Origin of the sequence: Microvirga flocculans ATCC BAA-817, from assembly GCF_000518665.1 — a bacterium.
Taxonomy (GTDB): Bacteria; Pseudomonadota; Alphaproteobacteria; order Rhizobiales; family Beijerinckiaceae; genus Microvirga; species Microvirga flocculans.
This window is the reverse complement of the sequence record NZ_JAEA01000007.1, coordinates 232,211-251,550: the sequence shown is the minus strand read 5'-3', so window position 1 is coordinate 251,550 and position 19,340 is coordinate 232,211. Positions and strand designations below refer to the sequence as shown.

Below are 19,340 nucleotides of genomic sequence, written 5' to 3'. Positions count from 1 at the left end.
GTCAGTAGGTTCCGCCAGTGGTTGTGCCGGTGCGTCCTTCGAGCGCCGCGATCAGCGCATCATAGACGCTGCTCGCGCCGATGCGGAACGTCTGCGGGTTCGCCCAGCCCGGGCCCATGATACGGTCGGCGAGATCGAGATAGACCTTCGCGTCGGCCAGCGAGCGAATGCCGCCCGAGGGCTTCACTCCCACGGGGCGGCCCGAAGCCTTGATGGCGTTCAGCATGATTTCGGCAGCCTCCGGCGTCGCCGAAACCGGCGTCTTGCCCGTCGAGGTCTTGATGAAATCCGCGCCCGCTTCGATGGCGATGCGGCTCGCCGTCTCGATGAGCTTGGGATCCTTCAGCTCGCCGGTCTCCAGGATCACCTTCAGAAGACGTCCCTGGTCGACGAGTTCGCGCACGGCCTCCACCATCTCGCTTGCAACGGCGAGATCGCCGCGGCGCACGGCGTCATAGGGCAGAACGAGATCGATCTCGTTCGCGCCATCGGAGAGCGCCTCCTGGGTGTCGTCCGCCACGCGGCTCACATCCTCGCCGCCGGCGGGAAAGTTGACGACGGTCGCGATACGCACGGCAGAACCCTTCAGGTTCTCCTGCGCGCGCTTGACGAATTGCGGCCACACGCAGACGGCGGCTACCGGTCCGCGCGGATCGAGCGCCTTTCTGCACAGCGCGTCGATGGCCTGATCGGTGCAGTTATCCGTCAGGTCCGTGAGATCGAGACTGCGCAGGGCGCGCACGGCGATTGATGCGTCAGACATGGGGCAACTCCGCAACGAAGGACCGGATGAGGCGCTTGAATTTCTCGGAGGCTTCCGCCGCCGTGTCCTTGGTCTCCTGATGCGAGGGCGAAGCGCCCTCGATGCCGGCCGCGAGATTGGTAACGACGGAAATCGCGGCGACGTTCAGGCCGTAATAGCGCGCTAGGATTACCTCCGGCACCGTAGACATGCCGACGAGATCGCCGCCCAGAATCTGCACCATCCTGATCTCGGCGGGCGTCTCGAAGCTCGGGCCCGACAGCCAAGCATAAACGCCTTCGGGCAGATCGATTCCGGTCTTCTTCGCGGCGCGCTGAAGCGTCTGACGCAGCCCCTCGTCATAGGCGCCCGTCAGGGAGACGAAGCGCCCTTCGGTATGGTCGCACAGCAGCGGATTGGCGCCCGACAGGTTGAGATGATCGTTGATGGCGACGAGGCTTCCGGGGCGGATATCGGCGCGCACGGACCCCGCCGCGTTGGTGGCGACGAAAGTCCTGATGCCGAGTTCCTTCACGAAGGCGACGGGCACGCGCATCGCGCCCGCATCGCCGGTCTCGTAATAATGCGCGCGACCCTGAAACAGCAGAACGCGCTTACCCTCGAGCTTGCCGGCGACCAGCTTGCCCGCATGACCGGAGACGCCGCTGCGCGGGAAATGCGGGATCTCCGCATAGGGCAGGCTCACCGCATCGCTCACCTCGCCGACCAGGGTGCCGAGCCCCGTGCCGAGCACGAAGGCCGCATCGAAATGGCCATCGAAGCCGCGGCTGCGCACGAAGGCGGCCGCTTCCTGAATCATCTGCTGCATCGTCATCGTTTCAGGCCTGAATGGCAGGCCTTCCTTCTGTTGAAAACAATCGGCCCCAGAACGCGTCTACCGGTCGCCCAGATTGTCGGGACCGAACGAGAAGGGCAACAATTCGTCGAGCGTAAAGCTTTTCCGGATGCCCTCGGGCCCCGCGACATGGATCGGCGTATCGGGCGCGGCAAACTCGCGGATGCGTTGGCGGCAGCCGCCGCAGGGCGTGACGAGATGCTCGCCCTCCCCCATCACGACGATCTGCGCAATGCGATCGGCGCCTCCGGCGATCATGGCCGAGATGGCGCCCGCCTCCGCGCAGGAGCCGACCGGATAGGCGGCGTTCTCCACGTTGCAGCCGGTGAAGATCCGGCCATCGGGCGTGGCGATCGCGGCTCCCACCTTGAAGCGGGAATAAGGCGCGTAGGCCTTGGCCTGGATGGCCCTGGCCGCCTCGAAAAGCGTGTCGAGGGACCCCATGATCAGCGCTCCTTCACATAGGGCAGGCCTGCGGCGCGAGGCGGAATCGCCTTGCCGATGACGCCTGCGAGCAGGATGACCGTCATGAGATAGGGCAGCGCCTGAATGAATTGCACAGGCACTTCGCCGATTCCGGGAATGGAGCGCCCCTGCAGCTGGTTCGCTGCGGCATCGAGCCAACCGAAAAGGAAGCAGGCACCGAGCGCGGGCCAGGCCCGCCACTTGGCGAAAATGAGTGCTGCGAGCGCGATGAAGCCTCGGCCCGCGGTCATGTTCGGCAGGAAGCCTGCGGCTTGCCCAACCGAGAGATAGGTGCCGCCGATTCCGCACAGGATGCCGCCGATCACCACGGCCGAGTAGCGAAGGCCCGTCACGGAGATGCCCGCCGTGTCGACCGCAGCCGGGTTCTCACCGACCGCGCGCAGGCGAAGGCCGAAGCGCGTGCGGGCGAGAACGAACCAGGTGAGCGGCACGGCCAGCAGCATGACATAGGTCAACGCGGAATGACCGAAAAGAACGCCATCGAAGCGCTGCGCGCCTTCAAGCGGGGGCGTCCGCCCGCCCTGGCCGTACCAGGCATTGCCGACGATGGCGGTCAGGCCGGCGGCCAGCATGTTGATGGCGACGCCCGACACGATCTGGTTGCCGCGCTGGCTGATGGAGGCAAAGCCGTGGACGAGCGCGAAGGCGATGGACGAAAGAATCCCGAAGACGAGTCCGATCCACGCGGAGCCGAACACGTAAGCACCCGCAGCCGCCGCGAAGGCCGCCACCAACATCTTGCCCTCGAGGCCGATATCCACCACGCCGGAGCGTTCGGACCAGAGACCGGCAAGGCATGCCGCCAGAAGCGGAATGGACATCCGCAGCGCCGAGTCGAAGGTTGCGGGACTGAAAATCGTCGTGAAGAGGAAGAGAAGGAGTTCCACCGCCTTAGGCCCTCGCCAGCTTCTGACGCGCGAACAGATGCGCCACTGCGCGGCGGAACAGCCCGTCGAGCGCCCCCGCGAAGAGAATGATGATGCGCGCGGGCGAAATGCCCGCATAGACTGCCGCCGTCGGGTTCGATCCGACGACGCGGATCGCATAGCCGAGGCGCGAGCGGTAGATGAGGAGCCAGATGAAGTAGGATGCCGCGAGCGCCAGCACGAGCGTGAGATTGAGCTGCGAGGCCGGGATCTCGACGCCGAAGGCGGCGAAGATATCGTGCATGAAGGGGATGTAAGCCTGCTCCGGGAAGGCGCGCGTTTCCGGGTTCATGGATTGCGGCTCGCGCAGCACGTTCACGAGAAGGTAGACGATCAGCACGCTGGCGAGCCAGTTGAACATGATCGTGGTGATGACGATGTGGCTGCCCCGCTTGGCCTGGAGATAGCCCGGCACGGCGGCCCATGCGGCGCCGAACGCCGCCGCGCCCAGAATGCCGAGCGGGATGAGCAGGAAGCCCGGCAGGAACGTGAGATTGTTGAGCACGAGAGCAATGCCGAGCCCCGCAAGCGTGGCCTGCCCTTCGCCGCCGATATTGAACAGGCCCGCGTGATAGGCCACCGCGACGGCGAGACCGACAAAAATGAAATCGGTCATGTAGAACAGAGTGAAGCCAAGCCCCTCCCCCGTGCCGAGACTGCCCTGAAGGAGATGGCGCGTCGCCGTCAGCGGGTTCTCCCCGATGGAGAGCACGACGAGGCCTGCGACGAGAAAGGCCGCGACCACGGAAATGGCGGGGACGAGAACCGTGTCGGCCCATTTGGGTAGGTCGAGAGGAGCGCTCACGTTTTAAGCATCCGGCAGGAACAGGTGTCCCTGTTCATCGAGAGGAAAGAACGGGTTCCAGGCCACTTCCCAGAGATGTCCGTCAGGATCGGCGAAGTAGCCCGAATAACCGCTCCAGAAAACGTCCTGAAGCGGCTTGACGGGTTTCGCGCCCGCCGAGAGAGCGCGGGCAAAGACCTCGTCGGCCTCCGCCTTCGAGCGCGCATTGTAGGCGAGCGTGACGGCGGCAAAACCGGTGGGCTTGTCCTCGACGCCTGCATCCTTGGCGAGATCGGCGCGGCCGAAGAGCGCCAGCGCCAGGCCGTTCGCCTGGAAGAAGGCGATGCCGGGCTGGCTGGCGGAAGATGCCTTCCAGCCCCAGGCCTCGTAGAAGGCCCTGGCCTTCGCGAGATCGGCCACGCCGAGGGTGACGAGGGACAATCGCGGCTGCATCAGGCGGCCTCGTCGGTGACGCCGGCCATGAGCAGGCCGAGTTCCTGCTCGTTGGTCTCTGACGCCTTGCGCTCGCCGGTGATCTTGCCGCCGCACATGGTGAGGATGCGGTCGGAGAGATTCATGATCTCGTCGAGTTCGACGGAGACGAGCAGGATCGCGACGCCCGCATCGCGCAGCGCGATCAGCCGGCGATGGATGAATTCGATGGCGCCGATATCCACGCCGCGAGTAGGCTGCCCCACGAGCAGCACCTTCGGGTTGCGCTCGATTTCGCGGGCCAGCACGATCTTCTGCTGGTTTCCGCCGGAAAACTTCGAGGATTTCAGCCGCGGCGCGGGCGGACGTACGTCATACTGCTCCATCTTCTTCGCGAGATCGGCGATCAGGCGGTCATGATCGAGCAGCGGCCCCGGTCCGAGCCAGGGCTCGTCGCTGAAGCCGAGGATAGCGCTCTCGAAAGCCGGGAAAGACGGAACGAGCCCCATGCGAAGCCGGTCCTCCGGCACATGCAGAAGGCCGAGCCGGCGCATCCGGTGCGGGTCGTGCTCGGCGGGCGGAATGGTCTTTCCTTCGAGCCGGATCTGGCCCAGCACCGGCTGGCGCATGCCGGCGATAGCTTCCAGCAATTCGCTCTGGCCGTTTCCGGCCACGCCTGCGATGCCAACGATCTCGCCCGCGCGAACGGTAAACGAAGCATTCGCCACGCGCAGCACGCCGCGTGCATCGACGACGGAAAGTCCCTCGACTTCGAGCAGCGGCGCACCGGGCGTCTTTTCCGCTTTCTCCACGCGCAGAAGCACGCGCCGCCCCACCATCAGCTCCGCCAGTTCGGGTGGCGAGGTCCTGGCCGTCTCGAGGGTCGCCACCATCTCGCCGCGGCGCATGACCGAGACGCGATCCGTGATCGCCATGATCTCGCGCAGCTTGTGCGTGATGAGAATGACGGTCTTGCCCTGCTCCTTGAGGGAGCGGAGAAGGACGAAGAGCGCATCGGCCTCGGCCGGGGTGAGCACGGCGGTAGGCTCGTCCAGGATGAGGATGTCCGCGCCGCGATAGAGCGCCTTCAGGATCTCGACGCGCTGCTGCAGCCCGACGGAGAGATCGCCGACGGTCGCGTCCACATCGATTTCGAGGCCGTAATCCTTGGCAAGCCGCGCAAGCTCCGCGCGCACCTTCGCCTCGCCCTTGGCGAGCATGGCCCCGCCCTCGGCGCCGAGCATCACATTCTCGACGACGCTCAGAGGCTCCACCAGCATGAAGTGCTGATGCACCATGCCGATCCCGGCTTGGATCGCATCGTTGGGCGAGCGGATTCTGTTCGGGTGACCGTTGATGAGGATATCGCCGGTATCGGCCTCGTAGAACCCGTACAGAATCGACATGAGAGTCGACTTGCCTGCACCGTTCTCGCCAACGATGCCGTGGATCGTGCCGCGCTCCACGCTCAAGTTCACGTCCTTGTTGGCGTGAACGGCGCCGAAGCTCTTGTTGATGGCGATGAGTTGGATGGCGGGGGACATCGGTCTCAAACGGTCTTCCGGCCTCTGTCGAAACGAGAGCCGGATCCTATCGGAAAAACAAAAATCGATCGAAAAGATTCGGCCGCGGGCCTTGAAGGGCCCGCGGCCGGGATAAGTCTTACCTTACATCGGGCACTTGGAGTCCGACATGTAGTCGTGCACCTTGATGGCGCCGGACTTGATGTCGGCGGCAGCCTTGTCGGCGGCGGCCTTCATGTCGGCGGTGATCAGGGACTTGTTGTTGTCGTCGAGCGCCCAGGCCACGCCGTCCTCCTTGAGGCCGAGAACCGAGACGCCGCCCTTGAAGGTACCCTTCTTCGCCTGATCGAAGGCGTTGTAGGTGGCAACGTCCACGCGCTTGACCATGGAGGTCAGCACCTTGCCCGGATGCAGGCCGTTCTGGTTGGAGTCGACGCCGATGCCGAGCTTGCCCGCGTCCGCGGCTGCGCGCAGCACGCCCACGCCGGTGCCGCCGGCCGCATGATAGACCACGTCCGCGCCGCGGGAGATCTGGCCCTTGGTCAGCTCCGCGCCCTTCACCGGATCGTTCCAGGCAGCGCCCGTGGTGCCGGTCATGTTCTGGAACACCTCGGCGTCCTTGTTGGCGTATTTCGCGCCCTGGACGTAGCCGCAGGCGAATTTGCGGATGAGCGGGATATCCATGCCGCCCACGAAGCCGACCTTGCCGGTCTTCGAGGCCTTGACGGCCAGCAGGCCGACCAGGAACGAGCCCTCATGCTCCTTGAACACGATGGACTGCACGTTCGGCTTCTCGACCACGGCGTCGATGATGGCGAACTGGGTCTTCGGGAATTCCTCGGCGACCTTCTTCAGCGCGGTCTCCTGCGAGAAGCCCACGGCGACGATCGGCGAGAAGCCGTCCTTGGCGAAGCGGCGCAGGGCCTGCTCGCGCTGGGCATCGTTCTGCGGCTCGAAATCGCGGTAGTCGGTGCCCGTATCCTTCTTGAACTTCTCGGCGCCCGTGTGCACGCCCTCGTTGAAGGACTTATCGAACTTGCCGCCCAGATCGTAGACGACGGCGGGCTTGAAGGCCGGCTGCTGCGCGAAGGCAGCGGAGGCGGAGAAGGCGAGGCCCGCGAGTGCGAGGCCGAACTTGGTGACTGTCATCGGCTTTGTTCCCTGTTAGACGCCGGATTGGGATCCGGTTGCCCCTTGACGATGGCATGGCAAGGGTCACAACGCCAAGGCTTCTGTCAAGGCGGCATGTTATTTCCTTCACTGAATGGTTGATAGCGCCCGCCATTCCCGTAAGGTCAGACGATGAGCCTGAGCCCCGATGAAATCGACCGCTACGCCCGCCACCTCGTTCTCCGGGACGTGGGCGGCCCCGGGCAGCGAAAGCTGAAGGCCGCTCGCGTTCTCGTGATCGGAGCCGGGGGGCTGGGCGCTCCGCTGATTCAGTATCTCGCGACGGCGGGCATCGGTACCCTCGGGATTGTGGACGACGACACGGTCAGCCTCTCCAACCTGCAGCGGCAGGTGATTCACGGGACCCCGGATGTGGGCCGCCTCAAGGTGGAGAGCGCAGCGGAGGCGGTCGGGCGCCTCAACCCGCATGTGAAGGTCGAACTCCACGCCACCCGGCTCACACCCGGCAATGCGCGCGATCTGGTCCGCGATTATGACGTCGTCGCAGAGGGATCGGACAATTTCGAGACCCGCTATGCGGTGTCCGATGCCTGTTTCTTCGAGAAAAAACCTCTGGTGACGGCGGCCCTCGGGCAGTTCGACGGGTCGCTCACCACGATCAGGGCCCACGAGGTAGGCCCCGACGGGCGTCCCAATCCCACCTATCGCTGCCTCTTTCCCTCCCCGCCCCCGCCGGGCGCGATCCCCACCTGCGCGGAAGCGGGCATCCTGGGAGCGCTTGCCGGGGTCATGGGAAGCCTGATGGCGATGGAGGTGATGCGGGAAATCGTGGGCTTCGGCGAAGGCCTCGTCGGCCGGCTTCTGATGATCGATGCCCGCGCGATGCGCTTCGACACGGTGCGCTACGGATGGGATGAGGGAAATCCGTTGAGTGGCTCATCGCAATAGCCCTCTCCCGCGTCAGGGAGAGGGCTAGGCTGATCCGTCAGGAGCGCAAAACCGCGCCGGTCTTCTTCGACACCTCGCCGACGATCTTGGCCGAAACGGCCTCGATCTCCGTGTCGGTGAGCGTCTTTTCCGTGGGCTGGAGGGTGACGGCGATGGCCACGGACTTTTTATCCGGGTCGATTCCGGCGCCCTCGTAGACGTCGAACACGTCCACGCCCACGATCAGCTGACGCTCGGCCCCTTGCGCCGCCTTCACGATGTCGCCGGCGGCCACGTCGCGGCCGACCACGAAGGCGAAGTCGCGGGTGAGCGGCTGGAACTCCGGAAGGGTGAGCTTCGGCTTCATCTTGGTGGGCTTCGCCTTGGGCGGCGGGAGCGCATTCAGATTGAGCTCGAAGGCCACCAGCGGCCCCTTGAGGTCGAGAGCCTTCAGGATCTTCGGATGAACCTCTCCGAAAGCGCCGACCACGTTCTTGGGGCCGAACTGCAGGGTCCCGGAGCGGCCGGGATGGAACCAGGCCGGACCGCCCGCAACGATCTGGAGACCGCCGGCCGGGATGCCGAGGGCCGCCAGCAGGGCGAGCATATCGGCCTTGGCGTCGAAGGCATCGACGGCCTGCGCGCCGCCATCCCAGTGACGGCCCACGCCCTCCGCCCGCGCGGTGCCGCGACGGACGGCCGCCGCCTTGACCGACTGGCCCTCCGGTTCGTCGGAGGCGAAGGTCTGGCCGACCTCGAACAGGGCCACGTCGCCGAAGCCACGGTCCGCATTGCGCTGCGCCGCCTTCAGCAGGCCGGGCAGCAGGCTCGGACGCATGTCGGAAAGCTCCGCCGCGATCGGGTTGGCGAGCGCCAGGCGCGGGTCGCCACCGCCGAACAACTCCGCCTCGTCCTTGGCGATGAAGGACCAGGTGACGGCCTCCACCAGCCCGCGCCCGGCGAGCGAGCGGCGGGCGAGGCGCGTGCGTTTCTGGATCAGGGTGAGGATCGGCTTGGCCACCGCTGCTTCGAGACGCGGCAAGGGCTGCGGTGCGATGCGGTCGACGCCGGCGATGCGGATGACCTCCTCGACCAGATCCGCCTTGCCGTCGATGTCCGGACGCCAGGACGGAGCCGTGACGCTCACGCGCTCGCCCGATCCTTGAACCTCGAACCCGAGCGCCTTGAGGATCCGCTCCGATTCGGCAGGCGTCACGTCGAGGCCTGAAAGGCGCGGAACCTCCGCCCAGGGGAACTCGACCACCAGCCGGTTGTCGGGAACCTTGCCCGCCACGACCGCTTCGCTCGCCTCGCCGCCGCAGAGGTCGAGAACCATCTGCGTCGCGAGGTCGAGCCCCGGCAGGGTGAAGGCCGGATCGACGCCGCGCTCGAAGCGGTAGCGGGCATCGGTGATGATCCCGAGCCTGCGTCCGGTCTGCGCGATATTGAGCGGATCCCAGAGAGCCGATTCGATCAGCACGTCGGTGGTGCTCTCGTCGCAGCCCGAATGCTCGCCGCCCATGATGCCGCCGATGGATTCGACGCCGTTGTCGTCGGCGATGACCACATTGCCGGAATCGAGCCTGTAGGTGCGCCCGTCGAGTGCCAGCACCTCCTCGCCGTCCTTCGCGCGGCGGACGGTGAGATTGCCCTTCACCTTCTTGAGGTCGAAGACGTGGAGCGGGCGGCCCCGGTCGAAGGTCATGTAGTTGGTGATGTCGACGAGCGCGTTGATCGGGCGAAGCCCGATGGAGAGCAGACGACGCTGCATCCAGTCCGGCGAGGGGCCGTTCTTCACGCCGCGCACGAGGCGCAGCGCGAAGGTGGGGCAGAGCTTCTCGTCGCCGGGGGCGAAGTCGAGCGTCACCGGAACCGGGCAGGCACCCTTGCCCGCGACGGACGCAACGGTAGCGCCCTTGAGCGTGCCGAGACCGGCCGCCGCGAGATCGCGGGCGATGCCGTGGATCGAGGTGCAGTCCGGACGGTTCGGCGTGAGATTGATCTCGATCACCGGATCGTCGAGGCCCGCATAGGCCGCGTAAGCCACGCCCACCGGCGCGTCTGCCGGCAGGTCGATGATGCCGTCATGATCGTCGGAGATTTCCAGCTCCGCCGCCGAGCACAGCATGCCCGCGCTCTCGACGCCGCGGATGGTGCCGACGCCGAGCGTGATGTTCTTGCCCGGGATGTAGGTGCCGGGAGGGGCGAACACGCTCTTCATGCCGGTGCGGGCGTTCGGCGCGCCGCAGACGACCTGGATGGGCGCGCCCTCGCCCGTGTCGACCATGCACACGCGCAGGCGGTCGGCGTTCGGGTGCTGCTCGGCGGAGATCACATAGGCGACCTTGTAGGCACCAAGAGACTTCGCCTTGTCCTCCACGCCCTCGACCTCGAGGCCGATGCGGGTGAGCGTCTCCACGATCTCGTCGAGAGAGGCCGTGGTGTCGAGGTGATCCTTCAGCCAGGAGAGGGTGAATTTCATGGTTGCTCTCCTTTACGCGGTCAGGCCGCCGACGAGGGACGGAATGTCGAGCGGGCGGAAGCCGTAATGGTTCAGCCAGCGCACATCGGCCTCGAAGAAGGGGCGCAGGTCCGGCATGCCGTATTTGAGCATGGCGATGCGGTCGATCCCCATGCCCCAGGCAAAACCCTGGTACTCGTCCGGGTCGAGCCCGCAATTGCGCAGAACATTCGGATGGACCATGCCGCAGCCGAGGATCTCGAGCCAGTCGTTGCCCTCGCCGAAGCGGATCTCGCCTCCCTTACGCGAGCACTGGATATCGACCTCGGCCGACGGCTCGGTGAAGGGGAAGAAGGACGGGCGGAACCGCATCTTCACCTGGTCGACCTCGAAGAAGGCCTTGCAGAACTCCTCCAGGATCCACTTCATGTGCGCGATATTGGCCTGCTTGTCGATGACGAGGCCCTCCACCTGATGGAACATCGGCGTGTGGGTCTGGTCCGAGTCATGGCGGTAGGTGCGCCCCGGGATGATTACCCGGATCGGCGGCTTCTGCGCCATCATCGTGCGGATCTGCACCGGCGAAGTGTGGGTGCGCAGCACCTTGCGCTCGCCCTTCTCGTCGGGGGCGAGGAAGAAGGTGTCGTGCATCTCGCGGGCCGGATGGCCTTCGGGAAAGTTGAGCGCCGTGAAGTTGAGGTAGTCCGTCTCGATGTCCGGCCCCTCGGCCACGGAGAAGCCCATATCGGCGAAGATCGCCGTCAGCTCCTCGATGACCTGGCTGATCGGATGGATGCGCCCGCGCGATTCCGGCGCTTCCGGAACGGGAAGCGTCACGTCGATGCGCTCAGCCGCGAGACGGGCCTCCAGGGCGGCCTCGGCGAGGCTTTCCTTCTTGGCCGCGATCGCGCCCTGCACCCTGTCGCGCAGGCCGTTGATGAGCGGTCCGCGTTCCTTGCGCTCCTCGGGCGTCATGGCGCCGAGGGTCTTGAGCAGTTCGGAGACGGAGCCCTTCTTGCCGAGCGCGGCGACGCGCACGGTTTCCAGAGCCGCCTCGTCTCCGGCGGCTTCGACCTGGGTGAGCAGGTCACGTTCGAGATGGTTGAGATCGGTCATCGGTCCCTGGCCAGATGCAAGCGCCAAATCCAGGCGCCTTGAGTGAGGCGCGGCGCGGGAACCGTCAAGTCGTCCGAGCCGCGAAAAAGCGACCGACAGCAATCAGCCGTCAGCGCAGATGGTCTCGGAGAAGGGGGAGTAAGGCGGTGCGGCTGACAAGCCAGCCGCACCGAAAGCTAGTCTATCCGGCTTTAAGCGGCCTGCTGCGGCAGGGCAGCCTTGGCGCGCTCCACGTAAGCGGCGAAAGCCGCCGGCTCATGGATGGCCAGCTCGGACAGGACCTTGCGATCGACCTCGATCCCAGCCTTGCCGAGACCGTCGATAAATCGGGAATAGGTCAGGCCATGCACGCGGACCGCAGCGTTGAGGCGCTGGATCCAGAGAGCGCGGAACGTGCGCTTCTTGTTGCGACGGTCGCGAGTGGCATATTGCATGCTCTTCTCGACCGCCTGCTTGGCGATGCGGATCGTGTTCTTGCGGCGGCCGTAGAAACCCTTGGCGGCCTTGAAAACCTTCTTGTGCTTGGCGTGGGCGGTAACGCCCCGTTTGACGCGGGCCATGGAAAAACTCCTTCAAAATCCGGGATGTGGGGAAGAACCGCCTTAGCCGTTCGGCAGGAAGTACTTCTTCACGTTGTACGCGTCGCCCTCGAACAGGGTCGTGGTGCCGCGCAGGTTGCGGATCTGCTTGTTGGTCCGCTTGATCATCCCATGGCGCTTGCCGGACTGGGCGTAGACGACCTTGCCGGTGCCAGTGATCTTGAAGCGCTTTTTCGCGCCCGATTTCGTCTTCAGCTTGGGCATTTGGCTCTCCTTTGGTCAGGCCGGGAGGGCAGTAAACCGCCCTTTCGGCCCTATCATTGCTGCTTGAGCAAAACGAACCGCCACGGCAGCCCTAACGGCCGGGCGGTTCAATGAAGGCGGCCTTATGGCAGAAGACCGCCTGAAAAGCAATGGCCGCCGGGATCGCGGCGGCCATGAAATCAGATCCTATGGAACCCTTTACCGGGGAGCCAGGACCATCACGACCTGGCGGCCCTCGAAATTGGGCTCCATCTCGACCTTGGCGAGATCGCCCACATCGGCCTTCACCCGGTCGAGCACCTTCAGGCCGAGCTGCTGGTGCGCCATCTCGCGGCCACGGAAGCGCAGGGTGATCTTCACCTTGTTGCCTTCCTCGAAGAAGCCCTTCATCGCCTTCATCTTGACCTCGTAATCGTGGTCGTCGATGCCGGGACGCAGCTTAATTTCCTTGACCTCGACCGTCTTCTGCTTCTTGCGCGCCTCGGCGGCCTTCTTCTGTTCAAGAAAGCGGTACTTGCCGTAATCGAGGATCTTGCAGACGGGAGGAGTGGCGTTCGGCGAGATCTCCACGAGATCGAGGCCCGCCTCTTCGGCAACCTTGAGGGCGTCGAAGAAGGGCATCACGCCCCGGTTCTGCCCGGCATCATCGATCAGCTGCACTTCGCGAACGCCGCGAATGTCTCGGTTGGCGCGCGGTCCCTCCTTCTGGGGAACCGGCATGGGTCTCATTGGTCTGCGAATGGCTCGTATCTCCTGTTGAAGGGCTCGACCGAGGATCGGTGATCCCGAGGGATCCCGGAGTGTCTGCTCAGTCTTGCCGCGAATGATTCGACATTTCGCGCAAACGCGCGCGAAGTCAACTTGTTCTATGGCTGAATCGGCTCTCGAGAAGGGCGGAATAGACGTCCAGGGTGCTCGAGACCATGCGTTCGAGCGAGAAGTGACGCTCCACATGCGCCCTGGCCCTGGCGCTCAAGGCGATCCTGGCGCTGGCGCCGAGGCCGAGCGCGGCCCCGAGCGCCTCGGCCAGGGCCTCCGCATCGCCTGCCGGGATTCGCCAGCCGGTCCGCTCGTGAGGGGCGACGGCGGGCGGGGCGAGCACCGTCTCCGGCACGGCCCCGAGATCGGAGACGACCACCGGCGTGCCCATGGCCTGGGCCTCCACCGCGGAGCGGCCGAAGGCCTCGGGCTCCGTCGAGGGAACGGTGACGACCGAAGCCGCCAGGAAGGCGGCCGGCATGTCGGTGCAATGGCCGACCCGGCGGACGATGCCCTTGAGCCCCCGCGCCTCAATGAGGCTGTCGAGCTCCTTCACATAGGAATCCCGCCCCTGCGGATCGCCCGCGAGGATATAGGCCACGTCGGCGAGGCCCGCGTCCCGCAACCTGGCGGCGGCCTCGATCAGGACTTTCTGCCCCTTCCAGCCGGTCAGGCGGGCGGCGAGCAGCACCACGCGCTCGTGAGGGGCCACCCCCCAGGCCTTGCGCAAGGCCTCGATTCGCTCCGGGGACACGGCGTGGGGCGAAAAGACGGAAAAGTCCGTTCCCCGGTGGATGACCTGGATGCGGTTTGCGGCCTGGGGATAGACCGAGCGGATGAGATCGCCCGTGTAATGGGAATTGGCGATGACGGCATCTCCACGGGCCATCACGGAATTGTAGAGAACCTTCACCGAGGAACGGCCGGAATAGCTGCCGTGATAGGTCGTCACGAAGGGGATGTTGAGGGAGCGCGCGGCCCCCAGCGCCACCCAGGCCGGCGCCCGCGAGCGGGCGTGAATGAGGGAAACGCGCTCGGTGTAGCAGATCCGTGCGAGCTTTCGCACGTTGAGGAGCATGGAGAACGGGTTCTTCGTCGCCGCGGGGAAAGGAATCCAGATGCCGCCCTTGGTTTGAAGCTCGCCGACCAGCCGCCCGCCTTCCGTTGCGATCAGCGCCCGGGCTCCGGCATGGACCAGCCCCTCGGCGATGTCGACGGTGGTGCGCTCCGCCCCCCCCGCCTCGAGCTCGGGGACGATCTGAAGGATGGTCCGGCCCGCCAGCGGGTGGACGTGAGAGAGCGGAAAAGCCGCCCCGCCGCCGGGTCGCGATGAAAAACTCACGGAAGTAGGAGCCTTCTCATAAGAATCGTCTATGAACGCTTGCTTCAAAGCAGTTGAGGATGAGTTAACCATGCCGCAAAGCGTCACGGTCGGCCAGGATGCCCGCCCCATCGCCGTTCTTGCCCGTGAGGGAAAGGGCCCGCCGGTCGTCTGGCTCGGCGGCTTCAAGTCGGACATGCGGGCCACCAAGGCAACCGCCCTCGACGACTGGGCCGCGGCGAAGGCCCGCGCTTTCGTGCGGTTCGACTACAGCGGCCACGGCGAATCGGGCGGCGCCTTCGAGGAGGGCACGATCTCCCGCTGGCTCGAGGAAGCCCTTGCCGTGATCGAAACCTGCATCCGGGAGCGGCCGATTCTCGTCGGCTCGTCCATGGGGGGCTGGATCGGTTTGCTCGCAGCACGGTCCCTGATGGAAAAGCGGCCCGACCTCGCGCCCGTCGGGATAGTGCTCATCGCCCCGGCCGTAGACATGACCGAGAGGCTGATGTGGGACCGGTTTCCCGAGGACCTCAGGCACAGCATTCAGGAGAAGGGCGTATATCACCGGCCATCGGCCTATTCCGAAAGCCCCTACCCCATCACCTGGAAACTGATCGAGGACGGCCGCCGGCATCTCCTTCTCGGAGGGCCGATCCAGACCGGCTGCCCGGTCCATATCCTGCAGGGAATGGAGGACCCCGACGTGCCCTGGAGCCATGCGCTGGAAGTGGTGGAGCACCTGCCGGGAGACAGCGTCTCCGTGACCCTGATCAAGGACGGCGACCACCGCCTCTCCCGGCCCGAGGACATCGAGCGGCTGATCGCCGCCGTCGCGGCCATCGCCTAGCGCATTCTTTAGCGAAGCGGATCCGATTCGCCGTCAAGAATGCTGCCTGTGAAAGAAAGGAGGGTGAGCCTTAATGCAGGCTCACCGTCGTCAGGTCGTGCGCCCAGGCATTGGCGACCGCGGCGTCGCGGTTGTCGGTGAGCAGAATAGGCTCGCCGCTGGCCGAGAGGAGCGCGAAGAGACGCATGCCGGGCTGGAGCTTCGGCGCCTGCGGAAAGAGCCGGGCGACCTCATCGGATTCCATGGGCTTCACATAGGCCATCTGGCCGAGGCCCAGGCTCGCCAGTTCGGACACATCGGGGACCGGCGCGTGAGAATTCTTGATATCGAAGTTCATGGACATCTCCTTGATGCGGATGCCGTCACACCTTGTCCGAGGCGGCGATGTCGATCTTGCGGATGATCCGTTCCGGCTCGGGCCGGACGAGATCGATCGACAACAGGCCATTGGACAGGTCCGCGCCCATGACCTCCATGCCGTCGACGAGGAGGAAGGTGCGCTGGAATTGACGGGCGGCGATGCCGCGATGAAGGAAGTGCCTTGTCTTGTCGTCGGACTGGCGCCCCCGGATGACGAGCTGGTTCTCCTCCAGGGTCACCTCCAGCTGATCCCGGGTGAATCCGGCGACGGCCAGGGTGATGCGCAGACGCTCGGGAGCCTTTTCGGTGCGAGCCAGACGCTCGATATTGTAGGGCGGATAACCGTCTCCTGCCGCCTTGGCGACCCGATCGAGCGCCTGCTCGATCTCATCGAAGCCTAACAGAAACGGATGCCCGAAGGGCGACTGACGCGACATGTTCGAAGCCCAAGTTTGAGAGGCACTTCGGTGGGTTTTGAGCCCGCTGATGCGGCGCTCAGGCGATCCCGGACAGGACCGCTGCCAGCAATATGGCGATGGCGCGGTGCCCTATCAAGACCCTGCCGGATCACCCGGCAGGGTCCGTTCATGATCGTGACAGGGCAGGATCAGACCCGCTCCCGCCACCAGGCGACCTGCTCGGCCACACGGACGGGCGAGGTGCCGCCGAAGCTCGTGCGGGAGCGGACGGAGTTCTCGACGCCCAGGACGTCGAAGATGCCCTTGTGGATCTTGGGCTCGACCGCCTGCATGGCCTCGAGCGGCAGCTCTTCCAGGGTGCAGCCGCGCTTCTCCGCCTCGGAGACGATGCGGCCCGTGACGTGGTGGGCATCGCGGAACGGGATGTTGAGGCTGCGCACGAGCCAGTCGGCGAGATCCGTCGCCGTGGAAAACCCGGCGCCGGCTACCGCCGCCATCCGCTCCGGAACGGGCTCCAGGTCCAGGATCATGCCGGTCGTGGCGGCCAGCACGATCTCGATGGTGTCGGCCGCGTCGAAGAGCTGCTCCTTGTCCTCCTGCATGTCCTTGGAATAGGCGAGCGGCAGGCCCTTCATGACGGTCAGCAGCGAAACCAGGGAGCCGATCACGCGCCCGGTCTTGCCGCGCACCAGCTCGGCCGCGTCGGGATTGCGCTTCTGCGGCATCATGCTGGAGCCGGTCGTCCAGCGGTCCGGCAGGCGGATGAAGCCGAAGGGCGCGGACATCCAGATGATGATTTCTTCCGCCAGCCGCGAGAGGTGCATGGCGCAGATGGAGGCTGCCGCCATGAACTCGAGCAGGCTGTCCCGGTCGGAAACCGTATCCAGCGAGTTGCGGGTCGGACCGTCGAAGCCGAGCGCCTTGGCGGTCATGTGCCGGTCGATGGGGAAGGACGTGCCGGCGAGCGCCCCCGCGCCCAGGGGGCATTCGTTGAGCCGCCTGCGGGAATCGCGGAAGCGGCTGCGGTCGCGACCGAACATCTCCACATAGGCCATGAGGTGATGGCCGAAGGTCACCGGCTGGGCGCTCTGGAGATGGGTGAAGCCGGGCATGACGGTCGCGGCATGGGCCTCGGCCTTGTCGAGAAGCGCCTTGATCAGCCGGGTGAGCTGCTCATCGGTCCTGTCATGGGCTTCGCGCACCCACAGGCGGGTGTCCGTGGCGACCTGGTCGTTGCGGCTGCGGGCCGTGTGGAGGCGGGCCGCCGGATCGCCGACGATCTCGCGAAGCCTGCTCTCCACGTTCATGTGGATGTCTTCGAGCGCCCTGGAGAAGGTGAAGGAGCCGGATTCGATTTCGCCGAGGACCCGCTGCAACCCCTGGTGGATAGCGTCCCGGTCGCTCTCCGCGATGATCCCCTGCTTCGCCAGCATGGCGCTGTGGGCGATGGAGCCCTGGATGTCCTGCGAAGCCAGTCGCTTGTCGAAATCGATGGAGGCGTTGATGGCTTCCATGAGCGCGCTGGGCGAGGACGAGAACCGTCCGCCCCACATGGTGTTGGCACCCGTTTTCTTGGCTTCTTCAGACACTGTGTTTCATCCGATCGAAAGAGACAGGCAGCCTTTGCCACAATTTGCCCCGCAAGGCCAACCCGGATCGCTGCACCGCAACTGGGCAGGTTCACCAAGGGCTGCACAAAGTTTGCCAGTTCAAAACCAGTTGCTAGACTCGACAGCGCTTGTGTGATTTGCATTCATATCGGCGCACAACAAGCGCTCCTAGCGCTGCAAGGGAATGGCCAATGAAGAGACTTCCGAAATTTCTCCTATCCGCCGCCATGGTTGCTTCCATGGCGACCTCGTTTTCTGCCGTTAAGGCAGCGACGCCGCCGGACACCCTCGTCCAGGCCTGGCAGAGCGACGACATCATCTCGCTCGATCCGGCTGAAATCTTTGAGATGAGCGCATCCGAGATCGCCGGCAACACTTATGAGCGCCTGATCACCTACGATATCAAGGACGTGTCCAAGATCTCCGGTCAGGTCGCTGAATCCTGGACCGTGTCGCCGGATGGCAAGACCTACACCTTCAAGCTCAAGCCGAACAGAAAGTTCGCTTCCGGCAATCCGATCACGGCAGAGGATGTGGTTTACTCCCTCCAGCGCGCCGTGTCGCTCGACAAGTCCCCGGCCTTCATTCTCGGCCAGTTCGGCCTGACGAAGGACAACGTGAAGGACAAGATCAAGCAGACGGGACCGCTCGAGCTCACCATCGAGGTCGACAAGGCCTACGCCCCGACCCTGGTTCTCTACTGCCTCGGCAACTCGGTTGCCTCCATCGTCGACAAGAAGCTGCTCGTGCAGAACGAGAAGGACGGCGACTGGGGCTATAACTGGCTGAAGACCCATTATGCCGGCTCTGGCCCGTATATCATGCGCGATTGGAAGGCCAACGAGGTCATCGTTCTCGAGCGCAACCCGAACTACGAGAAGAAGACGCCCCTCGCCCGCGTCATCTATCGTCACATCAAGGAAACCGCGAGCCAGCGCCTTCTGCTCGAGAAGGGCGACATCGACGTGGCCCGCAACCTGAATCCGGAAGAGCTCGCCGCGATGTCCAAGAACGCGGACGTCAAGATCCAGAGCGCTCCGAAGGGCACGGTCTACTATCTCGGCCTGAACCAGAAGAACCCGAACCTGGCGAAGCCCGAGGTTCGTCAGGCCCTGAAGTATCTCGTCGACTACCAGGCGATCGCCGACACCATCATGAAGAACAAGGGCGAAGTGCACCAGAACTTCCTGCCCAAGGGCTTCCTGGGCGCCGAGAGCAACAACCCCTACAAGCTCGACGTCGCCAAGGCGAAGGAGCTGCTTGCGAAGGCCGGCCTGAAGGACGGCTTCTCGGTGACCATGGACACCCGTTCCACCGCCGAGATCACCGGCGTCGCCCAGGCGATGCAGCAGACCTTCGCGCAGGCGGGCATCAAGCTCGAGATCCTGCCGATGGACTCCAAGCAGGCCCTGACCAAGTACCGCGCCCGCCAGCACGATATCTATATCGGCAACTGGGGCTCGGACTATCAGGACCCGAACTCGAACGCCGACACCTTCGCGGCCAACGACGACAACTCGGACGGGGCTAAGGCCAAGCCGCTCGCATGGCGCAACGCCTGGGATCCGGGCCCGCTGACCGCCAAGACCCGCGCTGCCGTGATGGAGCGTGACGGCGAGAAGCGCGCTCAGATGTACAAGGAACTCCAGAAGGCCGTGCTCGACGACGGTCCCTTCGTGATCTTCCTGCAGCAGACGGAAGTGGCGGCCGTTCGCAAGAACGTGGAGAATTTCATCCTCGGCCCGTCCTTCAGCGACAACGACATGTCACAAGCGAAGAAGAACTGACATCTCGATGACCTCAGCAGTCATGACAGAGGGCGGAGGGCACGCAAGTG

At 65.0% G+C, this 19,340-nt stretch carries 20 protein-coding genes; 3 read left to right on the top strand and 17 right to left on the bottom strand.

Annotation, left to right across the window (positions count from 1 at the left end):
- Position 1: 1 nt before the first annotated feature.
- The 8 genes from deoC to L879_RS0109550 all read right to left on the bottom strand — a co-directional run bounded on the left by deoC (position 2) and on the right by L879_RS0109550 (position 6,898).
- Positions 2–763 (bottom strand): deoxyribose-phosphate aldolase, encoded by a 762-nt coding sequence (gene deoC, locus L879_RS0109585; protein ID WP_027315917.1) that lies wholly within the window; start codon positions 761–763, stop codon positions 2–4.
- Complete coding sequence (locus tag L879_RS0109580; RefSeq protein WP_027315916.1) at positions 756–1,577, bottom strand: purine-nucleoside phosphorylase; 822 nt, start codon at positions 1,575–1,577, stop codon at positions 756–758. The genes deoC and L879_RS0109580 overlap by 8 nt, the downstream gene beginning before the upstream one ends.
- A 60-nt stretch (positions 1,578–1,637) precedes the next feature.
- On the bottom strand, positions 1,638–2,042 hold the full coding sequence (locus tag L879_RS0109575; RefSeq protein WP_027315915.1) for a cytidine deaminase: 405 nt from the start codon (positions 2,040–2,042) through the stop codon (positions 1,638–1,640).
- Between the two features lie 2 nt (positions 2,043–2,044).
- Complete coding sequence (locus L879_RS0109570) at positions 2,045–2,905, bottom strand: ABC transporter permease (RefSeq protein WP_051435200.1); 861 nt, start codon at positions 2,903–2,905, stop codon at positions 2,045–2,047.
- A gap of 70 nt (positions 2,906–2,975) precedes the next feature.
- Positions 2,976–3,815: an ABC transporter permease gene (locus tag L879_RS0109565; RefSeq protein ID WP_027315913.1), complete on the bottom strand. Its 840-nt coding sequence runs from the start codon at positions 3,813–3,815 to the stop codon at positions 2,976–2,978.
- 3 nt (positions 3,816–3,818) lie between these two features.
- Complete coding sequence (locus L879_RS0109560) at positions 3,819–4,247, bottom strand: VOC family protein (RefSeq protein WP_027315912.1); 429 nt, start codon at positions 4,245–4,247, stop codon at positions 3,819–3,821.
- Complete coding sequence (locus L879_RS0109555) at positions 4,247–5,770, bottom strand: ABC transporter ATP-binding protein (protein ID WP_027315911.1); 1,524 nt, start codon at positions 5,768–5,770, stop codon at positions 4,247–4,249. Before L879_RS0109555 ends, L879_RS0109560 begins: the two co-directional genes overlap by 1 nt.
- 123 nt (positions 5,771–5,893) lie before the next feature.
- A complete protein-coding gene (locus tag L879_RS0109550; protein WP_027315910.1) occupies positions 5,894–6,898 on the bottom strand; it encodes a BMP family lipoprotein in 1,005 nt (334 codons plus the stop codon).
- Between the two features lie 153 nt (positions 6,899–7,051).
- Between L879_RS0109550 and L879_RS0109545 the strand changes: the two genes are divergently transcribed.
- A complete protein-coding gene (locus L879_RS0109545) occupies positions 7,052–7,828 on the top strand; it encodes a HesA/MoeB/ThiF family protein (RefSeq protein WP_027315909.1) in 777 nt (258 codons plus the stop codon).
- A 37-nt stretch (positions 7,829–7,865) separates the two neighbouring features.
- Here the strand turns inward: L879_RS0109545 and pheT are convergent, their stop codons facing one another.
- The 6 genes from pheT to L879_RS0109515 form a co-directional block, all read right to left on the bottom strand.
- A complete protein-coding gene (gene pheT / locus L879_RS0109540) occupies positions 7,866–10,289 on the bottom strand; it encodes a phenylalanine--tRNA ligase subunit beta (protein WP_027315908.1) in 2,424 nt (807 codons plus the stop codon).
- A gap of 12 nt (positions 10,290–10,301) precedes the next feature.
- Positions 10,302–11,384: a phenylalanine--tRNA ligase subunit alpha gene (pheS, locus tag L879_RS0109535; RefSeq protein ID WP_027315907.1), complete on the bottom strand. Its 1,083-nt coding sequence runs from the start codon at positions 11,382–11,384 to the stop codon at positions 10,302–10,304.
- Between the two features lie 191 nt (positions 11,385–11,575).
- Positions 11,576–11,944, bottom strand: coding sequence for a 50S ribosomal protein L20 (gene rplT, locus L879_RS0109530; protein ID WP_027315906.1), 369 nt, complete (start codon positions 11,942–11,944; stop codon positions 11,576–11,578).
- 42 nt (positions 11,945–11,986) lie between these two features.
- A complete protein-coding gene (gene rpmI / locus L879_RS0109525) occupies positions 11,987–12,187 on the bottom strand; it encodes a 50S ribosomal protein L35 (RefSeq protein ID WP_027315905.1) in 201 nt (66 codons plus the stop codon).
- Between the two features lie 198 nt (positions 12,188–12,385).
- Positions 12,386–12,907, bottom strand: coding sequence for a translation initiation factor IF-3 (gene infC / locus L879_RS0109520; RefSeq protein WP_027315904.1), 522 nt, complete (start codon positions 12,905–12,907; stop codon positions 12,386–12,388).
- Positions 12,908–13,043: 136 nt separating this feature from the next.
- Positions 13,044–14,288 carry a glycosyltransferase family 4 protein gene (locus L879_RS0109515; RefSeq protein ID WP_051435188.1) on the bottom strand — a complete coding sequence of 415 codons (1,245 nt, stop codon included), beginning with the start codon at positions 14,286–14,288 and terminating at the stop codon, positions 13,044–13,046.
- Positions 14,289–14,358: 70 nt separating this feature from the next.
- Between L879_RS0109515 and L879_RS0109510 the strand changes: the two genes are divergently transcribed.
- A complete protein-coding gene (locus L879_RS0109510) occupies positions 14,359–15,114 on the top strand; it encodes an alpha/beta hydrolase (protein WP_027315946.1) in 756 nt (251 codons plus the stop codon).
- Positions 15,115–15,184: 70 nt separating this feature from the next.
- Here the strand turns inward: L879_RS0109510 and L879_RS0109505 are convergent, their stop codons facing one another.
- From L879_RS0109505 to argH, 3 genes are all read right to left on the bottom strand, one after another.
- Positions 15,185–15,451: a BQ00720 family protein gene (locus L879_RS0109505; protein WP_051435187.1), complete on the bottom strand. Its 267-nt coding sequence runs from the start codon at positions 15,449–15,451 to the stop codon at positions 15,185–15,187.
- 25 nt (positions 15,452–15,476) lie between these two features.
- A complete protein-coding gene (locus L879_RS0109500) occupies positions 15,477–15,911 on the bottom strand; it encodes an Hsp20 family protein (protein ID WP_027315901.1) in 435 nt (144 codons plus the stop codon).
- A 170-nt stretch (positions 15,912–16,081) separates the two neighbouring features.
- On the bottom strand, positions 16,082–17,482 hold the full coding sequence (gene argH, locus L879_RS0109495; protein WP_027315900.1) for an argininosuccinate lyase: 1,401 nt from the start codon (positions 17,480–17,482) through the stop codon (positions 16,082–16,084).
- Between the two features lie 260 nt (positions 17,483–17,742).
- Here argH and L879_RS0109490 point away from each other — a divergent pair, with 260 nt between their 5' ends.
- On the top strand, positions 17,743–19,290 hold the full coding sequence (locus tag L879_RS0109490) for an ABC transporter substrate-binding protein (protein ID WP_245265201.1): 1,548 nt from the start codon (positions 17,743–17,745) through the stop codon (positions 19,288–19,290).
- Positions 19,291–19,340 lie beyond the last annotated feature (50 nt).